General features: G+C 69.4%; 26 protein-coding genes. 21 read left to right on the forward strand and 5 right to left on the reverse strand.

From position 1 onward, the window contains the following. Positions 1 to 375 precede the first annotated feature (375 nt). On the reverse strand, positions 376 to 1,053 hold the full coding sequence (locus tag ABZY20_RS14390) for a pentapeptide repeat-containing protein (protein WP_356441446.1): 678 nt from the start codon (positions 1,051 to 1,053) through the stop codon (positions 376 to 378). Between the two features lie 129 nt (positions 1,054 to 1,182). Here ABZY20_RS14390 and ABZY20_RS14395 point away from each other — a divergent pair, with 129 nt between their 5' ends. From ABZY20_RS14395 to ABZY20_RS14405, 3 genes are all read left to right on the forward strand, one after another. Then, a complete protein-coding gene (locus tag ABZY20_RS14395; RefSeq protein WP_356441448.1) occupies positions 1,183 to 2,343 on the forward strand; it encodes an FAD-dependent oxidoreductase in 1,161 nt (386 codons plus the stop codon). A 46-nt stretch (positions 2,344 to 2,389) separates the two neighbouring features. After that, complete coding sequence (locus ABZY20_RS14400) at positions 2,390 to 3,373, forward strand: zinc-binding dehydrogenase (RefSeq protein ID WP_356441449.1); 984 nt, start codon at positions 2,390 to 2,392, stop codon at positions 3,371 to 3,373. Positions 3,374 to 3,437: 64 nt separating this feature from the next. Next, positions 3,438 to 4,346: an aminoglycoside phosphotransferase family protein gene (locus ABZY20_RS14405; protein ID WP_356441451.1), complete on the forward strand. Its 909-nt coding sequence runs from the start codon at positions 3,438 to 3,440 to the stop codon at positions 4,344 to 4,346. A gap of 285 nt (positions 4,347 to 4,631) precedes the next feature. Here the strand turns inward: ABZY20_RS14405 and ABZY20_RS14410 are convergent, their stop codons facing one another. Continuing rightward, on the reverse strand, positions 4,632 to 4,970 hold the full coding sequence (locus ABZY20_RS14410) for a hypothetical protein (RefSeq protein WP_356441452.1): 339 nt from the start codon (positions 4,968 to 4,970) through the stop codon (positions 4,632 to 4,634). 385 nt (positions 4,971 to 5,355) lie between these two features. Next, entirely contained in the window at positions 5,356 to 6,126 is a 771-nt protein-coding gene (locus ABZY20_RS14415; RefSeq protein WP_356441453.1) for a ParB/RepB/Spo0J family partition protein, read from the reverse strand. Positions 6,127 to 6,645: 519 nt separating this feature from the next. On the opposite strand from ABZY20_RS14415, the gene ABZY20_RS14420 reads away from it, so the two are divergent. The 4 genes from ABZY20_RS14420 to ABZY20_RS14435 all read left to right on the forward strand — a co-directional run bounded on the left by ABZY20_RS14420 (position 6,646) and on the right by ABZY20_RS14435 (position 9,781). Beyond that, complete coding sequence (locus tag ABZY20_RS14420) at positions 6,646 to 7,125, forward strand: hypothetical protein (protein WP_356441455.1); 480 nt, start codon at positions 6,646 to 6,648, stop codon at positions 7,123 to 7,125. Continuing rightward, positions 7,122 to 8,612, forward strand: a complete 1,491-nt coding sequence (locus ABZY20_RS14425) for a hypothetical protein (RefSeq protein WP_356441456.1) — start codon at positions 7,122 to 7,124, stop codon at positions 8,610 to 8,612. The genes ABZY20_RS14420 and ABZY20_RS14425 overlap by 4 nt, the downstream gene beginning before the upstream one ends. Positions 8,613 to 8,862: 250 nt before the next feature. After that, positions 8,863 to 9,213 (forward strand): GntR family transcriptional regulator, encoded by a 351-nt coding sequence (locus ABZY20_RS14430; protein ID WP_356441726.1) that lies wholly within the window; start codon positions 8,863 to 8,865, stop codon positions 9,211 to 9,213. A 1-nt stretch (position 9,214) separates the two neighbouring features. After that, entirely contained in the window at positions 9,215 to 9,781 is a 567-nt protein-coding gene (locus tag ABZY20_RS14435) for an HD domain-containing protein (RefSeq protein WP_356441458.1), read from the forward strand. Here the strand turns inward: ABZY20_RS14435 and ABZY20_RS14440 are convergent. Together ABZY20_RS14440 and ABZY20_RS14445 are read right to left on the reverse strand one after the other, a co-directional pair. Continuing rightward, positions 9,769 to 10,242 carry an NUDIX domain-containing protein gene (locus tag ABZY20_RS14440; RefSeq protein WP_356441460.1) on the reverse strand — a complete coding sequence of 158 codons (474 nt, stop codon included), beginning with the start codon at positions 10,240 to 10,242 and terminating at the stop codon, positions 9,769 to 9,771. The genes ABZY20_RS14435 and ABZY20_RS14440 overlap by 13 nt on opposite strands. A gap of 2 nt (positions 10,243 to 10,244) precedes the next feature. Beyond that, positions 10,245 to 11,003, reverse strand: coding sequence for an XRE family transcriptional regulator (locus tag ABZY20_RS14445; RefSeq protein WP_356441462.1), 759 nt, complete (start codon positions 11,001 to 11,003; stop codon positions 10,245 to 10,247). 650 nt (positions 11,004 to 11,653) lie between these two features. Between ABZY20_RS14445 and ABZY20_RS14450 the strand changes: the two genes are divergently transcribed. From ABZY20_RS14450 to ABZY20_RS14515, 14 genes are all read left to right on the forward strand, one after another. Further along, complete coding sequence (locus tag ABZY20_RS14450; RefSeq protein ID WP_356441464.1) at positions 11,654 to 11,836, forward strand: hypothetical protein; 183 nt, start codon at positions 11,654 to 11,656, stop codon at positions 11,834 to 11,836. Between the two features lie 93 nt (positions 11,837 to 11,929). Then, on the forward strand, positions 11,930 to 12,199 hold the full coding sequence (locus ABZY20_RS14455) for a DUF6284 family protein (protein WP_356441466.1): 270 nt from the start codon (positions 11,930 to 11,932) through the stop codon (positions 12,197 to 12,199). Further along, entirely contained in the window at positions 12,196 to 12,510 is a 315-nt protein-coding gene (locus tag ABZY20_RS14460) for a hypothetical protein (protein ID WP_356441468.1), read from the forward strand. The genes ABZY20_RS14455 and ABZY20_RS14460 overlap by 4 nt, the downstream gene beginning before the upstream one ends. After that, the gene (locus ABZY20_RS14465) at positions 12,507 to 13,037 is read left to right on the forward strand and encodes a hypothetical protein (protein WP_356441469.1); all 531 of its coding nucleotides are present in this window, start codon (positions 12,507 to 12,509) and stop codon (positions 13,035 to 13,037) included. The genes ABZY20_RS14460 and ABZY20_RS14465 overlap by 4 nt, the downstream gene beginning before the upstream one ends. Next, on the forward strand, positions 13,034 to 14,041 hold the full coding sequence (locus ABZY20_RS14470) for a DUF2637 domain-containing protein (RefSeq protein WP_356441471.1): 1,008 nt from the start codon (positions 13,034 to 13,036) through the stop codon (positions 14,039 to 14,041). The genes ABZY20_RS14465 and ABZY20_RS14470 overlap by 4 nt, the downstream gene beginning before the upstream one ends. Further along, positions 14,041 to 14,379 carry an RRQRL motif-containing zinc-binding protein gene (locus ABZY20_RS14475; RefSeq protein ID WP_356441472.1) on the forward strand — a complete coding sequence of 113 codons (339 nt, stop codon included), beginning with the start codon at positions 14,041 to 14,043 and terminating at the stop codon, positions 14,377 to 14,379. The genes ABZY20_RS14470 and ABZY20_RS14475 overlap by 1 nt, the downstream gene beginning before the upstream one ends. 78 nt (positions 14,380 to 14,457) lie before the next feature. After that, positions 14,458 to 16,068 carry a hypothetical protein gene (locus ABZY20_RS14480; RefSeq protein WP_356441474.1) on the forward strand — a complete coding sequence of 537 codons (1,611 nt, stop codon included), beginning with the start codon at positions 14,458 to 14,460 and terminating at the stop codon, positions 16,066 to 16,068. 2 nt (positions 16,069 to 16,070) lie between these two features. Continuing rightward, positions 16,071 to 18,191 carry a hypothetical protein gene (locus ABZY20_RS14485; RefSeq protein ID WP_356441476.1) on the forward strand — a complete coding sequence of 707 codons (2,121 nt, stop codon included), beginning with the start codon at positions 16,071 to 16,073 and terminating at the stop codon, positions 18,189 to 18,191. Between the two features lie 221 nt (positions 18,192 to 18,412). Further along, complete coding sequence (locus tag ABZY20_RS14490) at positions 18,413 to 18,721, forward strand: hypothetical protein (protein WP_356441478.1); 309 nt, start codon at positions 18,413 to 18,415, stop codon at positions 18,719 to 18,721. Between the two features lie 17 nt (positions 18,722 to 18,738). Then, on the forward strand, positions 18,739 to 19,017 hold the full coding sequence (locus ABZY20_RS14495; RefSeq protein ID WP_356441480.1) for a hypothetical protein: 279 nt from the start codon (positions 18,739 to 18,741) through the stop codon (positions 19,015 to 19,017). 90 nt (positions 19,018 to 19,107) lie between these two features. Further along, complete coding sequence (locus ABZY20_RS14500; RefSeq protein ID WP_356441482.1) at positions 19,108 to 19,968, forward strand: DNA primase; 861 nt, start codon at positions 19,108 to 19,110, stop codon at positions 19,966 to 19,968. 2 nt (positions 19,969 to 19,970) lie between these two features. Continuing rightward, a complete protein-coding gene (locus ABZY20_RS14505) occupies positions 19,971 to 21,446 on the forward strand; it encodes an ATP-binding protein (RefSeq protein ID WP_356441728.1) in 1,476 nt (491 codons plus the stop codon). Positions 21,447 to 21,916: 470 nt separating this feature from the next. After that, on the forward strand, positions 21,917 to 22,120 hold the full coding sequence (locus tag ABZY20_RS14510; RefSeq protein ID WP_248510453.1) for a helix-turn-helix domain-containing protein: 204 nt from the start codon (positions 21,917 to 21,919) through the stop codon (positions 22,118 to 22,120). 68 nt (positions 22,121 to 22,188) lie between these two features. After that, positions 22,189 to 23,586, forward strand: a complete 1,398-nt coding sequence (locus ABZY20_RS14515) for a site-specific integrase (protein WP_356441484.1) — start codon at positions 22,189 to 22,191, stop codon at positions 23,584 to 23,586. The last annotated feature ends 28 nt before the right edge of the window (positions 23,587 to 23,614 follow it).

Genomic DNA, 23,614 nt, shown 5'->3' on the forward strand with positions numbered 1-23,614 from the left:
GGTCACCGAGCAGCGCCGGGGCTCCCGGCTGAGCGGACGCCCGGCGGTCCACCACGTCCTGGAGTCCTGGAGCCCCACGGGGCGCGTCGCTCGGGCCACCACGGCAGTCGGGCTCCACCGCCTCCGCTCGTGCCCCCGGAGGACGGGTCCGGCGAACCGTTCCGCCTCCAGCGCCTGCGGCCGCGCCGGAAGGCGAGGCGGCGCGGCGGCGCCGCAGCGCGATCGGCTACCGCGCCAGGCCCCGGACCACCCCCGTCCGGTCGACGCCCTCATCAGCCTGCACCGGTCCGCCCGGCCGGGCCCACCGTCCCGACCGGGCGGACCGGGCCGACCGGGACGCCCCCCCGGCTGCTGGTACGGGCCGTGAGCCCGGGGTCATCCCTCCACCCTGATCCCCCACTGCGCCGCCAGCACCGGCGCCAGATCGAGCAGTTGCCCCGTGCTGATCACCGCCCCCGACAGCCGGTCCAGCCCGGTGCTGATCTCCAGCGGCGCGGCCCCGCGCAGATCGACGTCCGTGAGGGTCGCCGCGTGCAGGTCGACTCCCTTCAGGGCGCAGTCCACGAACTCCACCCGCTCCAGACGGGCCCCGCCGAAGTCCGGCTCGACCAGGACGCAGCCCTCGAAGACGACGTCCCTGAGACGGGCCGTGCGCAGATTCAGAAAGTCGATCTTGCCGCCGCGGATCAGCACCCGTTCCAGCACCGCCCCGTGCAGCTGCGGTCCGCCGAGGCGGGCGTCGACCAGCTCCACGTCCCGCAGGCTCGCCTCGGCGAGATCCGTGCCGACGCCGCGCACGCCGCTGAGGACCGAGTCCAGCACCCGGGCGTGCCGCAGCCGCGTCCCGTCCAGCGCGCAGCCGGTCAGCGCGCAGTCCATGAACCGGGCGCCCGAGCCGTCCTGCCCGCCGAGGTCCGCGTCCTTGAACTCCAGACCGTCGTAGTCCCCGTCCGGCTCCAGCTCGCCGCCCTCGTACGGCTCCAGTGCCGGCAGCCGCACCTCCGGCCGCCGCGCCCCCTTCACACCCGTACCGCCCGCCGCTCTCCTCGCCATGCCCCCATGCTGCACCCCACCACTGACACCCGGCCCCGGCCCGCTCGGACACCGGCGATGTCACATCGGCGGTACCCGGGCCGTCGTACCCGCAGAAGGCGAACACGACGACTCAGGGAGACCCCGGCCATGCACCGCATCACCGTCATCGGCGGCGGCTTCGCCGGACTGACCGCCGCCATCACCGCCGCCGAGGCCGGCGCCAAGGTCACCGTCCACGAAGCCCACCACACCCTCGGCGGCCGGGCCCGCACCGCCGACGGCCCCTACCGCACGAACGAGGGACCGCACGCCCTGTACAACGGCGGACCGCACTGGGCCTGGCTCAGGCAGCGCGACCTCATCGGCCCGCTCGCCCCGCTCCCGCCCCTGGAGGCGGCCCGGTTCCGACTGCGGCACCGGGGCGCGCTGCGCCGCACCCCGCCCTTCCCGATGCTGAGACTGCTGCGCCGCACCGGCCGGCGGGCGCCCGTCGACACCGACTTCCTGACCTGGGCGACGGACATCGCGGGCGAGGAGGGCGCCCGGGCCGCGGCGCACTACTCCGCCGTCGCCCTCTTCCACCACGACCCCGGCTCCCTGTCGGCCGCGTTCGTGCAGGAGCGGCTGCGCCGGGCCACCACACTGCCGCCCGAGGCGCACTACCCGCGCGGCGGCTGGGCGAGCCTCATCGACCGGATGGCCGCCCGCGCCTGGAACCTGGGCGTGCGGATGGAGACCCTGTCCCGCGTCGACACGCTCCCCACCGACACCCCGGTCGTCGTCGCCACCTCCCTCGACGCCGCCCGGCGCCTGCTCGGCGACGACTCCCTGACCTGGCCGAGCGGCCGTACGGCCCTCGTCGACCTGGCGCTGCGCACCCGGCGCGGCGACGCCTTCGCGGTCTCCGACCTCGACGCGCCCGGCTGGCTCGAACGGTTCACCGCCCAGGACCGCAGTCTCGCCCCGGACGGCGAGCAGCTGATCCAGGGCCAGTTCCCGCTCGCCCCGCACGAGTCGAAGGCCGACGGCACGACCCGCGCCGAGGAACTGCTCGACCTCGGCTTCCCGGGCTGGCGGGAGCGGGTCACCTGGCGGCGCGCGTCCGTGGCGAACGGCCGTACGGGCGCGGTCGATCCGCCCGGCTCCAGCTGGCGCGACCGGCCCGCCGTGGACCGGGGCGACGGCGTCTACCTCGCCGGCGACCAGGTCGCGGCCCCCGGTGTGCTGTCGGAGGTCTCCTTCAACAGCGCCCTGACGGCCGTGTCCCTGGCCCTCGGACGGCACGAGCTTGACCTCGAGCAAGCTTGAGGTTGAAGGCTTGGGGCGCAGACCACGACCCCACGAGGAGCCCGCCATGCACGCCGTCCGCCTGCACGCCTTCGGTCCGGCCGAGAACCTCACCTACGAGCGGGTCGAGGACCCCCGGCCGGGCCCCGGCCAGGTCCGCGTCGCCGTACGGGCGGCCGGTGTCCACCTCCTCGACGCGGCCCTGCGCGAGGGCATGCCGGGCGGCCCGGCGAAGGAGCCGACGCCCCTGCCCACCATCCCCGGCCGCGAAGTCGCCGGCGTCGTCGAGTCCCTGGGCGCGGACGTCGATCCGGACTGGCTCGGCAAGCGGGTCGTCGCCCACCTCGGTTTCGTGCCCGGCGGCTACGCCGAACTGGCCGTCACCGACGCCGGGCGCCTGCACGAGATCCCGGGCGCCCTCGACTTCGCCGGGGCCGTCGCGATGATCGGCACGGGCCGTACGGCCCTGGGCATCCTGCAGTTCGCCGACCTAGGGCCGGACTCGGTGGTCGTCGTCCCGGCCGCCGCCGGAGGCATCGGCACGCTTCTCGTGCAGTACGCGAAGCACGCAGGGGCCACGGTCGTCGGCCTCGCGGGCGGACCCCGCAAGACGGCCCGGGTACGGACGAACGGCGCCGACCTCGCCGTCGACTACACGGACCCCGCCTGGCCCGCGGAAGTCCGCACCCGGCTCGGCGGCCGGGGGGCGACCGTCGTCCTCGACGGCGTCGGCGGCGACGTGGCCCGCGAGGCCGTCGCCCTCCTCGGCCCCGGCGGCCGGCACCTCGTCTTCGGCTGGTCCGGCGAGGGCGTCAAGGACGGCGGGCCCTACCTGGTCGAGGGCGTGTCGGAGGAGGTGCTCGGCCCGGCGATGCTGCGCAGGGCGGGCGGCCCGGACCCCTTGCGCACCCTGGAACTGCGCGCTCTCGCCGAGGCCGCCGCGGGCCGGCTCACCCCGGCCGTGCAGCGCTTCCCGCTCGCCGAGGCCGCGGCCGCGCACCGCGCGCTGGAGACCCGCGGCACGACCGGAAAGGTGGTCCTGGAACCGTGAAGCCGGCACCCGGACGCCCAAAACCACATGCCCCGCCCGGACCACCCCCACTACCGTGCCGCACGTGATCGAGATCCCAGCGGAACTGGCGGCCTCACAGGCGGAGTACAACGGCGAAGCGGGCCGCGCGTTCATCGCCGGGCTGCCGGACCTGACGGCCCGCTTCCTCGACCACTGGGAGCTGACCCCCGACGGACGCCCCCTGCACGGCGTCGCCGCCCTGGTCCTCCCGGTCCTCCGCGCCGACGGCACCCCGGCGGCCCTCAAGCTGCAGCTCCTCGACGAGGAGAGCGCGGGCGAGCCGGTCGCGCTGCGCGCCTGGGACGGCGACGGAGCCGTCCGCCTCCTCGACCACGACGAGGCCACCGGCACCATGCTGCTGGAGCGCCTCGACGAGACCCGCATGCTCTCCCACGTGCCGGACGCCCACCAGGCGGTCGTCACCCTCGCCGAGCTCCTGGCCCACCTCACGTCCTTCCCGGCCCCGCCCGGCCTGCGCAGCCTCGGCGACATCGCCCAGGCCATGCTCGACCGGACCCCGTGGGCACTCGGCCGCATCCCGGACCCCGAGGCCCGCCGCCTGGTCGCCGACTGCGCGGCCGCCGTGCGCGAGGTCGCCGGCGAACCGGGCGACCGCCTGCTGCACTGGGACCTGCACGACGAGAACGTCCTCGCCTCCGGCCGCGCCCCCTGGCTCGCGATCGACCCCAAGCCCCTCGCCGGCGACCCCGGCTTCGACCTGTGGCCCGCCCTCGACAACCGCTACGACCCCGACGACATCCGCTGGCGCTTCGACGCCCTCACCGACGTCCTCGCCCTGGACCGCGACCGGGCCCGCGCCTGGACCCTCGGCCGCCTCCTCCAGAACACCCTGTGGGACATCGAGGACGGCCGCCCCGTCGACGACGCCCAACTGGAGATCGCCCGCCGGCTGAAACCGCCCAGGCCGGTGAGGACCGGGCCCGGGCGGTGAGAGAGCCCCCTGTCGGATTCGAACCGACGACCTACGCATTACAAGTTGTCCGATCTTGGTCCGGGGGCGTCCACCGGTGTCCGCCGTGACGTCGTGATGCCTGCTCAGACAGGCCAGCGGACTTCGGTGGACGCCAGTGAACTCTGGCGGAGCTGGATCTGATTGAGACCACATTTGGGACCGCCCCCTGCCCGAGGTCACTAGATCAGCACCCGAGCATGCCAGCGACCATCCGACCTCTGTCAGAGGCTGGACGGCCGCCGTCTCAGCACGCTTTCCTACGGTTCACTTGGGAGCCTGAGAAGCATGGGAACTAGCCGGCTGAGGTCCTGGGGGAGGCGCTGTCGCCTCGGTGCTGCTTGCCGAGACGACAGCAAGCGTGACGATGACCGCGCATACGAGCGTGAACCCCATGAACACGAGCCGCTGTCTCTGTACAGTCGCGACGCGTCCCTTGGTGTCGCGGGCAATGATCTCGTTGACTTCTGTTCGGTGCTTGAAGAAGTCCTTGATCGCATCCTTAGGGAGGTTCTTGACGACACGCGCCACGGCAAGGACGAGACCGATGGCGACGATGGGCGCAATCACCCACGTGGGCGCGCTGTCAGGAAGCTGGAACAACACGGTTTCGCTGACCCTTCACTGGGGGTCGGCAAGACGGAACAGCACGTCGTAGCGCGCATACCTCGGTACAGAACCGCCCGCCTTTCATGACTCAGTAGTCGAGGCATAGACAGCTTCTGCATGCGCAGGGGTACTAGGGCACTACCGTTACGAGACCGCACACAGCGGTCACACAGGAAACCACGAATGTCGCCCTCGGGCGCCGCCCTCTGGATGAGCAACAGGACAAGCCGGATCACCCGCCAAGACGGCGGGGCATTACGTTGCTGCTCTGATCCTTCCGATTTCCGTGCTGATGGTTGGCGCGAGATCGCTTCTGCCCCGTCAAGCCGTACAGATGTCCGCCCTCCGTGATTCAGAGAGGGCACCGGCTGACTTCGGGGAGCTACTCCGCGATCTGGTTCGCCGCCCTGCGGCCCTTGTTCCAGGCCCTGATGATGAGTCGATAAGCCGTGGTCACGCGCGACCCGGTTCCGCTGTTGTTGAATCCACCACGGGACGACTGGCTGAGGATTTCGGCACGCCACTTGGCCGGGGTCCCCATGGCCAGGATCTTGCGGGCCAGCTCCTTGTCGTTGACGACGTCGCCCCACCGCCCCAGGAACTGGCCAAGGCCACCGAGGAACATGCCGTCCCAGGTCTCCGCGGAGCGACCGAACGACTCCTCGGCCACCCAGAGGGTGCGGTCGAGGATCGAGGCGCCAAAGCGCTCCGTAATCCGCAGGACTCCGGACACGGCTCCCACACCATTGGTGGAGGTCGAACCGAGGGTAAGTCCGTGCTTCTTCAGTACTCGGTCGGTGTCGACGAAGAGGGGAACGCCACCGGTGAGACCCACGTGGTACTCATCGATGGGCCTCGGCTTGTGAGACTCACGGTTCTTGATCAGGAAGAGAATCGCTTCCTGATCAAGCGTCAGCCCGTGGTGGATTTCGGTCTTCACCTTGTCCATGCCCGCCAACTGGCATGCACGACACCGGTGCTGGCCGTCGACGATGTACATGTCGCCGTTGTCTCGCTGGGACACGATGATGAGGCCAACGGCCTCCGGGACAAGGTTGTCCGCGATGCGCTGCGCCCGCCCTTCGTTGAGGGTTCGCTGCGCTTGAGGATCGATCTTGAGGTCGCTGATAGCGACCTCCTTGCCGTAGTCCACCTTGTGGACCGGAAGCCCGTATGCGTACTGAGGCTTAGGCATAGGTGTGCCCTTCTGCGCTGCGTTCAAGGGATAGTCGGCATCGCCGGGGATTTGGGGATACAGCGCATCGAGGATTTAATCACGTGATCGCGACTGGCTTCAAGTGACCCAGGAACTAGGGCAATCGAGGTCCTCTCCGGCCCGCGGAGCCGGAAGCTACTGACGCCACCGTTCGCGGTGCCGACGCACGCACCCCACGTCGATCACGTGCCTCGGAGGGGTCCGCGGGGAACCGTGCCCCTCATCCTGACCACAGGATGTTGGCCAAGCCGAGGCACACCCTGCGTAGTTGGCTGGGCTAGATGTTGTGACGAACCCCTGCCAGAAGACCTCGGTGACACGTATGGTCACCTCATGCCGGGAGAGGATCTACACGACATCGGCGCTGACGGTGCCAGGCGGGCGAAGGAATGGCTAGAGGCCACTACGCGGGTCAAAGCGTCGTGGACGAACACGGACCGCAAGTGGAGCAGGCGCATGACGTTCCACTGGCCAACCGGTAAGCAGACTCAGTTCTCCCTCGATCTTGGAGGGCTGCTCTGCGGTGGCGATTTTGACAACGACATCTTCATGGCGGAGTGCAAGAAGTACTCCACGCCGGCAGATCAGGGAACCCATTATCTCAGCTACCTGGCGAAATGCTATGTGATCGCCAGTAACCCGCAATGCATGGTGGACCACTTCATGTGGATCACTTGGTGCCCGTTTAATGTGCAGGACTGGAACAAGCTCCTCTCCAAGGAATGGGTGGAGAAGGCCCTACATAAACACAGTGGCGACATCTTCGGCGATGTTCCACCTGAGGACGTAGAATCACACATCGACAACGAACTTGTCGGATGGGTAGCCGATCGACTGTGGATGATCGTCCTGTCCGATAAGCAAGAGCAGTTGGTAATCACCCGAGAGCACCGCGCTCTCATCCAAAAGCATGATGTACTGGAGGGAGTTCGGTGACGGTGACTGACTTTTCCAGTGCACTACATGCGGCATTCGACGTCCCAGATCCGCGCGAGGCAGTCAGTCGAATCAAGAACGTTGTCGCCCGCGAACTTTCACAGACAGACTCTCGAGCGAAAGTCACGAAGACGGACTTCTTTAACCACAGCTTCGCGCCAGATCTCGTCCTGTCATGGCCGAACGAGCGCGAGCGTTTCGTCTTCCTCAAGTCTGACACACGCCCTGCAGTGCTCCGTGATGACGTTGCCGCGATTCGTAAGCACGACCCGATTGTCTTTGCTCTAGACCCTGTAAATGAGGATCCGCTCAATTCGGACGAATATCAGAGTGCGTCACACAATGATGACACGCTTCTCGCTGACTCTCGCGGAATGGAGGTTCTGATCGAAAGCCGCTTCAGCGAGCCAGTCGTAGGCCTAGCTTCGAGTGCGGTCCTTCAAGGCGGCCGAGGCCTGCTGACCGAGAGGGAAGCTGAGGCGATGGCCTCCAGCGTTGCAGCCGGCTTCAATGGCGCGAAGCAGCTAGACACAGGTGCTACGGCTGCTGCGGTTGCCCAAATTGCCGGCCACTTCGATCAGCGCCGAACCTCCCGACTTTTGCGTTTCCTTGGCGCTGTGTGGGTGGGATCAGGTGGCACCGCGTCCAGCTTTCCCGGTGAGCAAGACATTGCAGGAGATCTCGATGGGACAGCCCTTGAGTTCCTCATGGAGTTGCCGCCGATTGACGACTATGAGTTCTGGCGCCGCATCGGTCGCCCCTTAACTCTTGAGTCAGTCTCCCAACTGCAAGTGGACGATGATTCCGAAAACCTGCAACATCTACTGGAAAGCAACCTAGACGTACTGCATGCGCGCGCATGCCGAGTCCTCGAACGTCAACAGGAATTAGGAGAGGAGGACGACGCGGGATTCCGCTGGCGACTTGACAGGCAGATGCTGTGCCTTCGCGGATCGCGATTTTCCACCTACTTCACCAGCAAAGTAGACGAATTGAAGGTAGAACCGCAGGACGGAGACGGGATCTCCCTTCACGAACTATTGCGGCGTGCAGAGCAGCGAAGGACACCTATCAGCGAATTGGAGCTGGCAACCCCAACCCGCACAGTCTCATATGCGACCGTCACCAAAGATGATATCTCGCATGACGAGGAACTGTTGAGGCTTTCCAGTACATTCAGTTCGACGGCCTACGTGCAGACCGCAGTAGCGTCGCTATTCGGCTCTCGCCCTCTCGTCTGTGACTTCCCCAGCCGAACCGGCAAGGGAAGGACAGCGGCGAAGTTTCCCCTAGGCACCCTCGCTCCAGTGGCATTGAGTCTGCTTACCTCTTTAACTGTGGAGGAAAGGCAGGCACTAGATCACGTCACTCGTTATTACAACGAAGTGCAACGGCAGCCAACCCTGTTCGAAGTAGGGGACATTGGGGTGGCGCAGTCGACAATAACGACTCAGTCCGCGGATGACTTCAGGGAACTCGAACCCTAAACCTGTTGCCACGCGATGAGCGGAGCCAGGACAACGCGAAGCAGCGGTCCGGCAGCCAGGCCCGTCTCGGACCTCTCTATGAAGGCGTGAGTCGTGCGAGTCTTGGGTGAGACGACTGGCGAGCGGAACGGGAGAGCGAGTGTCGCAGCAGGCCAACCCTCGGGGGACCTTCCTGAAGATCGCCGACACGCTGAAGACGTGGATCGCTACGGACCCGGACATGACGGAGCTCCCGTCTCTAGCTGAGGTCATGAGCGATCACAAGGTTTCGCGTGGAGTCGCGGTCCGCGCGTTCGCTGTGCTGAAGCACGAGGGTGTGGCCGAACCGGCACCGGGCGGACGCTGGCGCGTCGTGCGAGCGGGCGCACCAGTCGATCGGCGCCCCCTCGAGCAGCGGATCGCGGACGTCATCACCGCGGACGGACTCGTAGTGGGGCAACCTTTCCCCAGTGCTTCCGCGTTGGCCGAACGGTTCGGAGTCTCACGGCCCACAGTGACCAAGGCGCTGGAGAAGCTGGAGGCCGCCGGCGTGCTGGCGGGGGGAGGACAGGGCAGGGTGCGGACAGTCCGCGCCGTGCCGACGCGAGAGGAGCGTTCCTAGCTTGCCGAAGTTGACGGAGTGGGCTTATCCCCTGGCTGAGTCCCTGCTCGCCGAGCCGCTACCGCGGCGCTGGAAGCACTGCCTCGGAGTCGCCGAGAGGGCCCGCACAATCGCGCTCGTTCTCGACCAGGACGCCGATCTGCTGGAGGCCGCGGCAGTTCTGCACGACATCGGCTACGCGCCGGACTTGGCCAAGACGGGCTTTCACCCGCTGGACGGGGCGCGCTACCTCCGGGACGTGGCCGGCGCCGACGAACGGGTCACCAACCTGGTCGCCCACCATTCCTGCGCCTGGATGGAAGCGGAAGCGCGCGGCATGCGCGAGGAGCTGGAGGGTGAGTTCCCTCGCGAGAGCGCGCATCTGAACGACGCGCTCTGCTACTGCGACATGAACACCACGCCAGACGGCACGTCCACGAACCCGATCGACCGGATCAACGAGATTGCCGGACGGTACGGGCCGGACAGTCTGATCGGGCAGTTCATCCGCCGGGCCGAACCGGAGATCCTGGCCTGTACGTCCCGCGTGCTCGAACGGGTCGCCGCGGCCAAGCGTCAGCCGATGTAGGGGGTCGGGCGCGCTCGGTCCATAGCGTGCTCGATCCGGAGGCGCATCGTGGGGTGCACGTCCAACGTCATCAGGTCCGCTGGGTCGACCCAGCGGACCTGAGTCGTCTCATTGCTCGTACGGAGCTCACCACCAACCGGTCGCGCCCGAAAGCAGATGCTGAACTGCTGCCGCACCTCGCCGTCGTCGTACTGCATCACGTGCCCGGGGTCCGTGTAGATCCCGGACATGTTGACGACTTCCGCCTTGATCCCGGTCTCTTCCCAGACTTCGCGCACGACGGTGTCACTGATCGACTCCCCCACGTCGTGACCGCCGCCGGGCAGCGCCCAGCGCCCGTTGTCGGAACGCTGGATCATCAGCACCTGTCCGGCGTCGTTCTGCACGAACGCGACGACGGACGGCACGACCGAGTTGGCCGGCGGGGCGTCCGGGTCATGCAGGTAGTCGATACGTCCCATGCTCAAGCTCCCATGATGTCGCGTTCGGTTACTGCCCTGGCGCCTTCCCAGGTCTGCTGAACGCTATTGGCGAAGGTGTCGAACAAGCCGCCGCCCGGGAGCCTCCGCAGGTGGAACACGGGCGCCATGTAGGCGCCGATCCCATACACGTGCGTGTTGGCCAGCATCTCGTCATCAGCGCGGTAGATCGAGTTGTAGAGCACCGTGTCGTGCAGGCGGAAGGCAATCTGAGGGTGGCTGGTGAACAGCGGGCGGTAGTTGACCAGCGCATTGCGGATCTTGCCGTCCATGATGCGATGACCTTCGTCGATGCCGCGTCGGACGACGGCTTCGCACTCTGGGTCACCCATGAGTACTCGGATACGGACACCGCTCTCAGCCTTCTTCTTCAGCGTCGAGAAGAAGAGTGGATCCTCTGCCAAGTAGATGCCGGCGTACACGAGGATGTCGATGCGCTCCGTGGCGCGCTCGCACATCTCACGCCAGAGGCTTGACGGCGCGACGTGCCGATGAGGGTAGACGGCCTCGATCTCGGCCTTGGTCAGGTCCGCCGCAGTGTCGACGACGCGACTGTCATCCCACAGCGTCGTCACGTCGACGTTCAGCGCTGCCGCCGTTGCGTACTGGTGACGCCGGTACGGCACCTTGCCCTGCGTGATCCAGCGCTCGACCGTCTTCGGGATGACGCCGATCTCCTCGGCGAGTCTCTGCACGGTCATGCCACGGGCCAGAAGGGCGGACCGTAAACGCTCGTTCGACATCTGCACTCCCGTAGGGACTTCTAGGGACTTCTTGACCGTAACTAGATGACCGCCAGATGTCTATGCGCGGGGTGCCCAACTCCCTTGACCTGCAGCAATGCTGAATGCGCGCCAAGAAGTTCCGGCGCGGAACCAGAGGGTGCCTTCGACGTACTTGACGGACCCTCATGCAGTACCTGTAAAACAGGTACTGCAACGACCGAGCGCACCACCTCGGTCGGAAGGCGGCTTCATGCCGCATGCGCAAAAGGCGGGGACGCTGCAATCCCGCTGAAGGCCAGGCAGAACAGGGCTTCGGCCCGTACTGGCGAGGTGGCCCGGTGACCGCGAGCAACGGCCGGAGAGTGGGGACAAGGTCCCCCTTGCAGTGCAAATTCCCTGTTCAGCGACCTGAAGGAGCGGCAGTGAGTCGACGAAAGCGATGGGCGCGGCCGTGATCGACCGGCACGGCGGCGCCGTCTCGTCCCTGGCCCGTGGACACCTCCGGGTGCAGCGGGCGACCGGTCACCTTCCACCGAATCGCGGCGGCTAGCGCCGCGCCGGTTGCTCGCCCCGCCCGCCCGGGGGTTCTGCGGAGCCATCCCGTACGGGCGGGGTTGAGAGGAGCCGGAGCCCCGGTGTCCGCATCGAACGACCGAGGGGGAACGTCCATGTCTGACCGCATGAAGAACCAGGCCGCCAAGAACCGCGATGCGGCGAAGGTGCTGCGTCACCACGGCAAGGACGCCGCCGCGAAGCGGCTGGAGGACCGGGCCGACGAACTGGAGTCCGGCCGCGTCACCGACTGCACCGACGCCGTCGGCGGCCTCATCGCGTGGGCTCTTCGCCGCTGACCTCAGACCTGTCTCATCCATCAACGGCGCGCCCCCGGAGTTGCAGCCCCGGGGGCGCTGTCGGGCCGTACCTGTGAGAGGACACACGACCCAATGAGCCACATCGTCACTGTTCAGGACGCTGTTACCGCGTTCGCCGACTGGATCGAGCCGACGGACGCTGAGCTGGACGCGATCGAGCTGGAGATGCCGGCGATCCTCGCGGACGTCGAGCTGGTCGACGCGGAGATTGCCGCGCTGGAGCACAGCCCGACCGAGCTGGACGCCCGCCGTGTTCGCCGGGCTCGCCGTCGGGTGCTGGCGGCGCGCGTCGCGCTGCTCAACCGGACGGCCCCGACGAGCATGGAGGGGGACGCGGCATGACCGGCGACCTCACCTTCGACAGCCTCGCGGTGCCCCTGCAGGCGCTGCGGCTGCTCGCCGTCGACTTCCCCCACCTGCCCGCCCCCGACATCGACCTGACCCGCATCTACCCCGACCGGTTGACCCTGTGCTTCCACAACGGGTTGCACGTGTTCGAGGCGTGGCGGGAAGCGCTGGGAGTGTCGCCGGACGTGGTGACGCACACGGTGCAGGGCGGGACCCGCCTGTTGAAGGCGTCCACCGTCTACGCCGGCGCCGAAGTACACCTGCGCGGCTTCACCGACGTGGCAACTGACGGGGGTGCAGAGTGATCCGCATCGTCACCGCCGGCCGTCTGTGCCAGCTGGAGCAGGACGCCGAACAGGCCCGGTCCCGTGCCCGGGAAGTTCAGGCGCAGGCGGACGCCGCCTTGGAACGCCACGTGCGGGAGCTGCACGCCGTCACCGGCCGCGCGGAGCGTGCGGAGGCGGCCACGGCCGAGGTGGGCGCGATCCTGGCCCGCGCGTTGGAAGAGCTGTCCGCCGCGCAGCAGGAGCTGTTGCTGAAGGACATCGAGATCCGCCGGCTGCGGACCGAGCTGGAGGGCGAGTCGCTGGAGGGGCGGTCATTGACGGTGCTGCTGCACTACGGCGAGCCCCACACCGTCTACGCCTCCCGCGAGGATGCCTATGCCGACACCGCCACCCACGGTGCCGCCCCGGACGGGTGGGTGCCCTCCGGTGAACGTCCCGCTGCCGAGTGCGAGTGGCGATGCGAGGCGTTCATCTACAACCCGGCCTCCAACGGCTTCCGTCGCGTTCACATGCCCGTTCCGAAGCTGATCGAGGGGGCGGCGTGAACAGTGTTCAGACGCGTTCAGCAGAGCGCGCCCTGTCGGGCGGTACCTGGCTGATCGTCTGTGGGGCGATGCTCTACTCGATCCTCACCGTGACGCCGCTGATGGCCAAGCACACGGCCGAGAAGTGGGACTGGACGGCGCCGATCCTGCCGCTCGTCGTGGACGCAGCGGTCGTGATCGTGGTGAAGCTCGATGACGTGCTGGCCCGCCTGGGTGGGCACGGCGGACGCTGGCCGATCGTCCTTCGGTGGATGACCGGTCTCATGACCCTTGCTCTCAACACCGCCGACTCCGCGCTGAAGAAAGACCTGGTCGGCGTGGCTGTCCACTCTGTGGCGCCGCTGCTGCTGATCGTCACCGCGGAGACCAGCCTGGCCTACCGCCGTGCCATCGCCGCCGCAGTGGCAGCCCTGGAGGAGCAGCAGCGGGCCGAGCTGGAGCGGCGCGAGCAGGTGGTGCGGGAGCGGGAGGAAGCCGCCCGTCGGCAGGCCCGCGAGGAGCGCGAGCACGCGGCGGCGCTGGCCCGTGAACAGCGTGAACACGAGGCCGCGTTGGCACGTGAGCAGGCGGAGCGGGAAGAGCGGCGCTGGCGCGAGGAGCGTGAGGCCCGGGAGAGGGCTGAGGCTGTCGAGCGGGCCGAGCGTGAGCGCCGTGAACGCGAGCGTGAACAGCGTGAACAGGAGCGGCTGCGGCTTGAACAGCAGGCCCGGCAGCGGGCCGAAGCCGAGCAGCGCGAGCGCGCCGAGAAGGCGGAGCGTGAACGCCGTGAACGCGAGGAGCGTGTGGCCCGTGAACGCGCCGCGCTGCTGGAGCGCGGTCCGGCAGAGGGCAAGCTGCCGGAGGGCGAAGCGCGCCGGACGGTGGCAGCCGCGTTCGAGGCGGGCCTGTCGGTGCGCCAGGCCGCGGAGCTGTGCGGCTGGTCGATCGGCTGGGTCTCCCACCGCTATGCCGAGCACCGCGACCCCAGCACGCACGGCGCTGAGTTGGCCATCGCGAGCAACTGATGGCCACCATCCCCACCTACAGGTGGCGGCTTGCCCCGGACGGGTTGGCCACGCGCCGTCAACTGCGTGCTCTCGGGTTGCGGCCCGGTGGTCAGGATGTGGCCGCGCAGGTCGAGCGTCCGCGGCGCCGCCGCGGGCCGCTGGTCGCCTACCTCTACCGCATCGACGCCGCCAAGCCGGTCCGGCCGATGACGCCCGAGAAATGGGCAGCCCTGGCCAAGGCCAACGCCGCCCGGCGGATCTGCCCGAAGTGCCGGCGGGATGCCGGATACGTCGTCCCGCCCTCGCTCGGCATGTGCACCCCGTGTGCCTACCCCGACGAACAGCGCGCCGCATAAGGCCCTGTTGGCAGGCCCGGCCATACGCCTCCTACAGCCCTGGCCGGGCCCTACTCCCCGAAAAGGAGTGCTCACAGCATGACGGAACTCAGCACTGAGCCGGTAGCCGTCGAGGCTCCCGCACCCGCACCACCCCCGCCCGCACCTGCGCCACCGACCGAGCAGGCTCCGGCCCCGGCCGATGCCGAGGTGGAGCACACCCCGGGCGGTTGGCCGGTCGTCCCGCTCGCCCTGTCCGGGGCGAACAGCACCGTGGGCATGGTCGCCACCGCGGCCCTGGCCGGCGGCCCGGTCGCCGCGATGGTGGCCGCGACCGGCGCCGTCGTCCTCGGCACGGTCGCTGCCACCCGCAGCCGCACCACCAACCCCCGCAAGGAGGCCCACCGGGCCGCCGCCCGTGCCGCTGGCCGGTCCGCCGCCCGTAGTGCGGGTCTGCGCCGCAGCAGTGCGGGAGCTCCCGGCGTCCGCGCCAGGGGGCGTTCGTCTGCCGCTCGCGGCACTCGCCCCGGTGGCCAGTCGGACAGTGCGCCCGGTCAACAGCGTCGCGGGTCCGGCTCGTCTGCCCGCCACGGCAGCACCGCCACGGCGGGCAAGACTGGCAGCAAGGCCGGTCAGGGTGCGTCCAAGGGCGTGTCCGGCGCCGTTGGGAGGGCTGCGGGGCGGGTTGGGCAGGTCAAGGCTCTGCGGTCGGCGCAGCAGGCTGCGGCCGGGTCTCGGGCCGGGCAGCGGGCGCAGACCACCGCCGCCCGCCGCGCGGTCGCGGACGCTCGACGCAACGCCAAGACCCGCACCCCCGGCGGCGCCGGGATCACCTCCCGGGCACGGCGCCGGGGCGGTCTGGCAGGCCGGATGCTCAGCAGCACCGCCCGCAAGGCCCGTGCCGCACGGGACGCGGCGGTCGCCAAGAGCCGTGCCCGGCGGGACGCGCAAGCGGCGGGCACGGTCGCGGCCAAGCGTGCCGCAATCCGCAAGGCCCCGGCCCGTCGCGCGGCCAGGCAGGCGTTGCGCCGGTCCGCGGCCCGCTTCCACGGCCGTCGCCTGCTCGCCGCGCTGCTCGCCCTCCCCGCCGGGCTGCTGGGGCTGATCACCAGCCCGATCGGCCGCAAGCTCGGCATCCCCGCCCTCGTCCACCCGGGGCGGCGCCTGTATCGGCGGCTGGCCGGTGTCGCTGCCGAGCAGCGGGCCGCGCGGGATGAGGCGATCCGCCAGGAGCAGGCCGAGCAGGAAGCCGCCGCCGATGCCGAGGCCGCGCAGGACGGCACAGACGGCATCGCGGACAGCGTCGAGCGCCCGAAGTCCACCGTTCCCACCAGCACGAACACCCCGTTGATTGAGGGAGAGCACGTGTCCGGTTTCCGGTTCGAAGAGGTCGCCGCCGAGATGGAGCAGGCCGCCAACTCCTACGAGCCCGACGGCTGCATGGAGATCCTGGCGATGGTCGAGAGCCTGCCCGCCGCCCTGACCAGCGTGGCGAACGTGATGAAGACCCTCGCCGAGCGCTCCGACAGCGAGTTCCCGCTGGAGAAGCAGGTCGCCGACAACTTCAACGACATCTTCGGCGCCCTGATGAGCGCCGTCGCCGTGGCCGAGGACATGGGCCCGGTCTTCCGCCAGGTCCACGCCCAGGACATCGCCCGGCACGAGGACCCCCGCAACGGCCACGAGGCCGAGAAGGGCTGGAACGTCTGATCATGTCCACCACCGCCACAAAGCAACAGCAGCCGAGTGGCCCGGTGCTGGACTGGGCGGCCGGTCACGGACCCGTGACCGGCGCCCTGTCCGCCACCACCGGAGCCTTCGCCGTCGCCACCACCGGCGCCGCCACCTCCATGCCCCCGGGCTGGGCCCTGGCCGTCGGCGCAGCCGGCGCCCTCGGCCACACCGTCGTCGGCCTGCGCGTCCGCAACGCCGGCCGCACGCTCGCCACCCGCGCCGCCTCCTGGCTCGTCGGGGCCGGATGGACCACATGGGCCATGACCCACGGCCCTCTCACCTGGGCCGCCCTCGGCTCCCTCGCCACCATGGGAGTCGGCATCGGCGCCGCCGCCCGCTCCACCGCCCTCTTCGAGGAAGCCCGCCAGGAAGAGGCCCTCGCCGCCGAGCAACGGCAGATCGCTGCCGAGCTGTCCGCGGATCGCCGGGCCATCGCCGCGGAATGGGTGGACCGTATCCAGCGGGTCTGCTCGATCACCGTGCGCGTGGTCGGAGTCGAGCAGTGGGCCACCGGTGCCGGGTACTCCATCGACGCTGAACTCCCGCCCGGCGGCGCCACCTGGAACAAGATTGCCGCCGAGTCACCGCGCTTGTCCGCGGACGCGAAGCTGCCGCACGGCTGCACCGCCACCGCCTCCCCCGGCATCCACCAGGGCCGCGTCATCATCGACGTGACCACCGTCAACGTCCTGGAGCAGGAACGCACCTACCCCAGCGACTACGGCCCGCTGTCCATCCACACGGGCATCCCGTGGGGGTATCGGACCAACGCCGAGCAGGTCCTCACCTACCTGCGAGAGCAGTGCGCCCTGATCGTCGGCCCGACCGGATCGGGCAAGACCAACATGGTCCACTCGATCCTCGCCGGGTTCGCCCGCGCCGACGACATCCTGACCTGGGTCATCGACCTCAACGCCGGATCCGCGGGCCTGCCCTGGGTACTCCCGGCGCTCAACGGCGAGATCAGCGCCCCGGACGGCAAGGCGGTCCGGCCCGGTATCGACTGGCTCGCCGGCACCTACGACGAGGCCATGACCATGCTCGATGTGGCCGTGCGCGTGGCCAAGCACCGCAAGATGGGCTACCAGGACGTACTCGCCCGCGCGAACACGGACCTGCTGCCCATCAGCACCAAGATCCCGCAGATCATGCTGGTCATCGACGAGGGCGCCGAGATCCTGTCCAGCCCGGACCGGCAGGTGCGCAAGCTCGGAGAGAAGATCCTGGAAGTGATCCGGATCGCCCGCGCCATGGGCATCCGCACCGTCCTCACCGCTCTCGGAGCGACCGGCAGCGTGCTGAGCAACCTCATGATCCGACGGGAGGCCAAGGTCAGGGTCGCCCTGACCGGTGGTGAGACCGAGGGCATGGACCTGTCCAAGATGTTCCCCGGCTCCCGCGGCCTGCGCGTCGACCAGGCACCCCACAAGGGCGCCGGGTTCATGGGCACCCCGGAGTCCCCGGCCGCACTGTTCAAGGCCTGGCGCATCCTGCCCAACCAGATCCGGGAGATCATCGCCGCCACCTCCGACCGGCACCCCGCCCTCGACGTCGTGTCCGCCAAAGCGGCCGGTCCCGACTACGCCCGCCGCTGGGACAGCAACCGCACCGCCTGGATGCGCGACCAAGCCTCCAGCAACGACACCACCACCACCGCCACGGCCGGAGCAGGGGCAGGACTGAGGCTGTCCGCTCTGAACAGCTCGGAGCAGGCGCAGGTCTCGCCGGAAGACGAGATGCTGCGCCGCTTCCGCGAGCAGATCGACGCCCAGTTCGGCACCGCACCCGAGCCGCAGCCCCCCGCGGGAGGCGACCGGCCGCCGGCCGCAACCGGGCTGAACCTGTCCGCGCTGCGGGGCGAGCAGGACAACCCCGCGCAACAGGCCGCGCTGGCGCTGCTGCTCGCCGCCGGCCGTGAGGGCACCGGAGCCTCCGCGATCGCCCGCGCGCTCGCCGACGAGCACGGCACGTCCCGTCAGACGGTCGTGGGCTGGCTGCGGGACTGGATGAAGGACGGCACCGCCGTCCGCGTCGGAGAGGGCACCAAAGCCCGCTACGTCCACCGCCGCCACGCCCCCGAACAGCCCTCAGAGAGCTGATCACTTGTCGCTTGTCGCGCCCCGAAAACACAGCCGCTGTCACAGGGCTGAGGAGACCGGAAACGGCTTGTGACCTGCAAGGCGACAAGCGACAAGACAAGACAAGCGACAAGCCACACGACAAGGAAGACGACAAGCAACGCGACAAGCACACCCACCCACCCGAGCGGGCCCGCACCACCTGATGGTGCGGGCCCGCGGCTCACCCAAGGAGCCCCGAAATGGACCACCGCACACCGCCGGGCCACATCGCCCCGCACATACCCGCCGACGACTGGCAGCGCGCACAGGCCACCGGACAGCCCGTCGTCATCGTCGTCCACGACACCCCGCCGCACGGCATCCCGTGGCGCCGCTTACTGATCCCCTTCGCCATCGCCGGGGCCACCGTCGCCGGCGGCTGGGGACTCGTCGCCGCCCTGTGCCTCCTGCTCGACGCCGCAGCCCACACCGCAACCGTCATCGCAGGAGCCGCCGGACCCATCGGCATCGGCGGCATCACCCTCCGACTCGCCCGCGGCAAGCACTGACAAGGAGAACTCAACCCATGCGACTGCGTATCCAGCGCACCGCGTTGCCCCGCAACGCGGTGATCCTGACCGACACGCCCCGCCCCGACTGCCGCGACTGCGACAGCGTAGGCGGCATCGAGCACCACTACGGCGACCACGACACCGGCGAGTACGCGGGGACCGATTGGGAGCCCTGCACCTGCTGGCACGAGGACCGCCGCTGGCTCCTGTTCCCCCTCCCGCGCCTGCCCCGCCGGCGCCGTCGCGACGCCGACCCGTGGGGCCCCGGTCACGGCGACGAACCGCCCTTCTAGCTACGCCAAGGGCGGCCCCCGCATCTCGCCAAAGAACCGGGGCCGCCCTTGTCCACCTGCCATCCAACTGACCTGTGGAGGTCTCCCAGCATGACCCAACCGACCGACGTTTGGGGAGAGCACCTGCGTACCGCTCTCTTCTTGGCAGTCTCCGGCGTGCCGGTGCTGCCGTTGCGCAAGGGCAAGGTGCCTTTCGGGAACTGTGACGCGTGCGCGGGCGGCGCGTGCGGCGGCCGGCCGAACATGAAGAGCGCGGGCGCCTGCACCTGCCCGGCGCCCTGCCACGCATGGGCCGCCGCCACCACCGACCCAGCGGTGATCACCTCCCCGGCCTGGATGGCCGCATGGCGGCGGGCCGTCGCCGTTGCCTACCACCCCAGCGGCGCCGGCCTGACCGTGGTCGACCTCGACGACGCGGCGGCCGTCGCATGGGCCCGCACCGCCCTGCCTCCCACCCGAACCGTGGAGACGACCCGCGGTGAGCACTGGGTCTACCAGGGCGTCATGTCATCGCACAACGCGGTGCGTCCGGGCGTCGACATCAAGTCGACCATGGCCTACGCCCGCTACCTCGGCCCCGGCACCGGAGCCGTGACCCCTCTGCCGGACGCCGTCCGGGCGCTTGCCGTGAAGGAGCCGTCCCCCATCCGGCCGGCGCCGCACGGCCTCACCGTCCCCGCAGCGGCCGGGAAGGCAGAGTGCCCGCATCGCACGCCCACCTTCCTGGAGCGCGGCATCGCCATGGCGGAGCAGCGCATCACCGAGGCTCGCAGCGCGGTCCACGCCACCGTCTACCGGACGTTCCTGGCCGTGCTGTCCACGCACGGCCGGTGCGGTTGCCTCACCGACGCGCACGTGGCGGGGCTGTTCGCCGCCGCTCAGGCCAAGGGCGAGACGCTGCGGCACTGCACGGACGCGTGGTCCAACGCCCGCACCAGGTTGGGACTGTGACCATGTCCGACGACGACAAGACCCCGGCCCGCGAGGTCATCACCGACTACGCACAGGCCCACTTCCGGTACTTCCGCACCGCCGACGGCACCGTCTACGCGCAGCGCAACGGCCACCCCGTGGCCCGCCCGATCCGCTCGCAGGGCACGACGGGAAGCCACCGCCAGGAACTCATGGTCGGTCTCTACCGCGACGGACTGGGCGTGTTCAACGGCACCGCGCTCAAGGAGGCTTTGGACTTGATCGAAGCCCTGGCGCTGACCGAGGACGTGCAGCCCGTCCACATCCGCGTGGCGCCCGGGTTCGACGGGGCGACGTGGCTGGACCTGGGCCGCACCGACGGGAAGTCGGTCCGTATCCACCCCACCGGCTGGGACATTGCCATCCCCGACCCGCGCGAGGTGTGCTGGCGCCGCACCCAGCTCACGGGCGAGTTGCCCCTGCCGGTCAAGGACACCGATGGCAAGGGCATCGACGCCCTGCTGCGGCTGTGCAACTTCGCCGGCGCGGAGACCGAGTGCCTGGCCATCGCCTGGCTGATCGGCTGTCTCGGGCCGTCCGTGCCCGTGCCAGCACCGTTCCTGACCGGGCCGCAGGGCGCGGGCAAGTCCACGGGCGGGCGGATGCTCGTGCGGATCATCGAGGGCATGAGCGGCGACCTGCGCCGCGCCCCGAAGGACGAGGAGAACCTGATCGCGGCCGTGGCCGCCGGATGGGTCACCGCCCTGGACAACCTCTCCCACATGACCCCGGACCTGTCGGACGCGATGTGCTGCATCGTCACCGGCGCCGAGAACGTCAAACGCGCCCTGTACACCGACGGGGACGTGGTCCGCGCCCGATACCGCCGCCCCATGCTCCTGACCGGCATCGACGTCGGCGTCATCCGCCCCGACCTCGCCGAACGCCTCCTCCCCCTGCGCCTGGAACGCCCCCGCGTCCGGCGCACAGAGGCGGAGCTGTGGGCGGAGTACGCCGAAGCCCTGCCCGTTATCCTCGGATCCTTGCTCGACCTCACGGTCAAGGTCCGCGCGGCTGAGGCGGAGACCCCGACCGATCTGCGGATGGCGGACTTCGCGCACCTATGCGCGCAGCTCGACGCCGCGACCGGCCTGGGAGCCCTCGCCGCCTACCGGCGCAGCCTCGACGACCTCAACGACGACGTCATCGAGGGCGACTTGCTCGCGCAGACCGTCCTCAAGCACGCCGAGACCATCGAGCCGGGCGGCGAGCAGCGGATGACCTCCACGGAGTGGCTGCACTGCCTCAGCCGCCTCTACAGCGGCGACGACATGCGCCCGCTGCCCAAGGGCTGGCCGACCACGGGCAAGGTCCTCTCCGACCGGCTCAAGCGCCTCCAGCCCACCCTCGCCGCCCGCGGAGTCCTGATCGAATCGGGCCGCACCAGCGAGGGCCGCTACCTCGAAATGACCCACCTGCAGACACCACAGCCCCACCAGGAGAAGCGGATGTTCTGACCCGCGCCCCCGCGGTCGCCCGACAAGCAAGAAGAGCACCACCGGCCACCGCCGTGCGTGCTCTTCTTGCTGTTCGGCGGCGACAGCCGCCCTGCAAGGGACGCGCCGCGCGAGCGGCTCCCTCTTCACGCTTGAACCGGCACCGGCACCACAACAGACACCACCCCTCTCTCTTGTCCCAAGGGAAGGAACCCTGCGTCATCTGCGTCATGCAGACCGAGAAACGGCCCCTGACCTGCGGCTAGCGGCATGACGCAGACGGCCGTGTCTGCGTCATCCTGCGTCATCTGCGTCACCCGATGACGCAGCCCATGACGCCCCGGTGACGCACCCCCACACCACTGCGTCACACAAAGCCGCAGGTCAGCAGCCCGGATGACGCTGATGACGCAATGACGCAGAAATCCGCACCTCGGACAGACACGAGACCCAAGAGCGCCCAAGACCCTCCCGCCTAGGAGGCACTCCGGATGACCACGGCGACCGCCGCCCCCGTCGACCGACTCCTGTACAAGCCCGAGGAAGCTGCCGAAGCGCTCGCCATCGGCCGATCCACCGTCTACGAGCTGATGGCCGAAGGCGCCCTGAAGTACATCAAGTTGGGCCGCACACGTCGGATCCGGCGAACGGACCTCGAAGCGTACGTAGCGAGCCTCGCGCCACTGCCCAACTGACCGGCCCAGAGCACGCTCTGAGGCGCCCCGAGCACTCCGCTCGGGGCGCCTCCCGCATGGAGGAGCACATGAGCCCCCGCAAGCCCAACATGGAATCGACCATCTACTTCGGTGCGGACGGCTGGTGGCACGGACGCGTCACGATGGGCGTGAAGAACGACGGCAGCCCCGACCGCCGGCACCGCCGCGCCAAGACCAAGGCGGAAGTACGCCGCAAGGTCCGCGAGCTGGAACGGCTGCGCGACCAGGGACGCGCGACCACCGCGGGGCGAAAGCCCACCGTCGCGCAGTGGATGGCGACCTACCTCACCGACATCGCGAGCCTGAAGCTCAAGCCGCGCTCGCTCGATGACTACTGGTCGAAGACCCGCAACGACATCATCCCCGGCGTCGGCCAGCACCGCATCGACAAGCTGCAGCCCGAGCACCTGGAGCGGATGTACCGCGCCATGCTCGACGCCGGCCACGCTCCCTCGCACGTCGTGAAGGTGCACCGCATCCTGTCCCGGGCCCTGAAGATTGCCCACCGGCGCCGCATCATCGGCGAGAACGTGGCCACGCTCGTGGACCCGCCCAGCGTCGACGAGATCGAGGCCAACCCCTTCACCAAGGAAGAGGCCAAGGCCTTCCTGGAGGCCGCGTCGAAGCGGCCCACGTTCATGCGGTGGATCGTCGGTGTCGGCATGGGGTTCCGGCAGGGCGAGACGCTCGGACTGCGCTGGTCGTACGTCGACCTGGAGGCGGAGCTGTTCCGCCCCGAGTGGCAGTTGCAGCGCCTCACGTGGCGGCACGGCTGCGCCGACCCGCACGCCTGCGGGGCGCGCCTGCACCGCTTCGAGCCTTGCCCCGCCGGATGCGCCCGGCACAAGAGCTACAAGCGCGGCTGCCCGAGGCCGTGCCCCAAGGCATGCACCAGGCACGCGAGCGCCTGCCCGCAGCGAAAGGAAGGCGGGCTCGTCTTCACCCGCCCGAAGACCAAGAAGAGCCGGAACGCCGTCCCGATCCCTCCCGTGTTCATCCCGTTCCTGCACGAGCACAAGGCCGGGCAAGAGGAGCTGCGGGCCGCCGCCGGCGAACTGTGGCAGGAGCACGACGTCGTGTTCTCCCGGCCGGACGGACGCCCGCTCGACCCGCGCGCCGACTACGAGGAGTTCAAGGAGCTGCTGAAGGAGGCCGGGATCGATGACCGCCGCCTCTACGACGGAAGCCGCCACACCGCCGGCACCATCCTCAACGAGCTGGGCGTGGACATGCCCACGATCATGGAAATCCTCCGACACACCCAGATCAGCCAGACCCGACGGTACGTGAAGGGCCGATCCCACCTGTCCAAGGACGCCATGCGACGCATGGGCGAGTTCTTCGTGCCCGCGCCCACCACCGCGAATCCGGGCCCCACTGAGACCAGAACTGAGACCGCCGACACCCGCGCGGCCCGCGCCCGGCGCCGCCGCCGCATCCGCTGACGACGAAACCCCAGGTCAGAGGAGACCT

Origin of the sequence: Streptomyces sp. NPDC006624, from assembly GCF_040611555.1 — a bacterium.
Lineage (GTDB): Bacteria > Actinomycetota > Actinomycetes > Streptomycetales > Streptomycetaceae > Streptomyces.

What these genes read in the sequence shown, in the direction of transcription:
- ABZY20_RS14505 (WP_356441728.1), top strand. Translation starts at nt 19,971, where the DNA reads ATGTCCGACGACGACAAGACCCCGGCCCGCGAGGTCATCACCGACTAC.
- ABZY20_RS14445 (WP_356441462.1), bottom strand. Translation starts at nt 11,003, where the DNA reads ATGTCGAACGAGCGTTTACGGTCCGCCCTTCTGGCCCGTGGCATGACC.
- ABZY20_RS14510 (WP_248510453.1), top strand. Translation starts at nt 21,917, where the DNA reads ATGACCACGGCGACCGCCGCCCCCGTCGACCGACTCCTGTACAAGCCC.
- ABZY20_RS14440 (WP_356441460.1), bottom strand. Translation starts at nt 10,242, where the DNA reads ATGGGACGTATCGACTACCTGCATGACCCGGACGCCCCGCCGGCCAAC.
- ABZY20_RS14420 (WP_356441455.1), top strand. Translation starts at nt 6,646, where the DNA reads ATGACGTTCCACTGGCCAACCGGTAAGCAGACTCAGTTCTCCCTCGAT.
- ABZY20_RS14395 (WP_356441448.1), top strand. Translation starts at nt 1,183, where the DNA reads ATGCACCGCATCACCGTCATCGGCGGCGGCTTCGCCGGACTGACCGCC.
- ABZY20_RS14480 (WP_356441474.1), top strand. Translation starts at nt 14,458, where the DNA reads ATGACGGAACTCAGCACTGAGCCGGTAGCCGTCGAGGCTCCCGCACCC.
- ABZY20_RS14490 (WP_356441478.1), top strand. Translation starts at nt 18,413, where the DNA reads ATGGACCACCGCACACCGCCGGGCCACATCGCCCCGCACATACCCGCC.
- ABZY20_RS14430 (WP_356441726.1), top strand. Translation starts at nt 8,863, where the DNA reads ATGAGCGATCACAAGGTTTCGCGTGGAGTCGCGGTCCGCGCGTTCGCT.
- ABZY20_RS14390 (WP_356441446.1), bottom strand. Translation starts at nt 1,053, where the DNA reads ATGGCGAGGAGAGCGGCGGGCGGTACGGGTGTGAAGGGGGCGCGGCGG.
- ABZY20_RS14475 (WP_356441472.1), top strand. Translation starts at nt 14,041, where the DNA reads ATGGCCACCATCCCCACCTACAGGTGGCGGCTTGCCCCGGACGGGTTG.
- ABZY20_RS14515 (WP_356441484.1), top strand. Translation starts at nt 22,189, where the DNA reads ATGAGCCCCCGCAAGCCCAACATGGAATCGACCATCTACTTCGGTGCG.
- ABZY20_RS14455 (WP_356441466.1), top strand. Translation starts at nt 11,930, where the DNA reads ATGAGCCACATCGTCACTGTTCAGGACGCTGTTACCGCGTTCGCCGAC.
- ABZY20_RS14450 (WP_356441464.1), top strand. Translation starts at nt 11,654, where the DNA reads ATGTCTGACCGCATGAAGAACCAGGCCGCCAAGAACCGCGATGCGGCG.
- ABZY20_RS14500 (WP_356441482.1), top strand. Translation starts at nt 19,108, where the DNA reads ATGACCCAACCGACCGACGTTTGGGGAGAGCACCTGCGTACCGCTCTC.
- ABZY20_RS14485 (WP_356441476.1), top strand. Translation starts at nt 16,071, where the DNA reads ATGTCCACCACCGCCACAAAGCAACAGCAGCCGAGTGGCCCGGTGCTG.
- ABZY20_RS14400 (WP_356441449.1), top strand. Translation starts at nt 2,390, where the DNA reads ATGCACGCCGTCCGCCTGCACGCCTTCGGTCCGGCCGAGAACCTCACC.
- ABZY20_RS14460 (WP_356441468.1), top strand. Translation starts at nt 12,196, where the DNA reads ATGACCGGCGACCTCACCTTCGACAGCCTCGCGGTGCCCCTGCAGGCG.
- ABZY20_RS14495 (WP_356441480.1), top strand. Translation starts at nt 18,739, where the DNA reads ATGCGACTGCGTATCCAGCGCACCGCGTTGCCCCGCAACGCGGTGATC.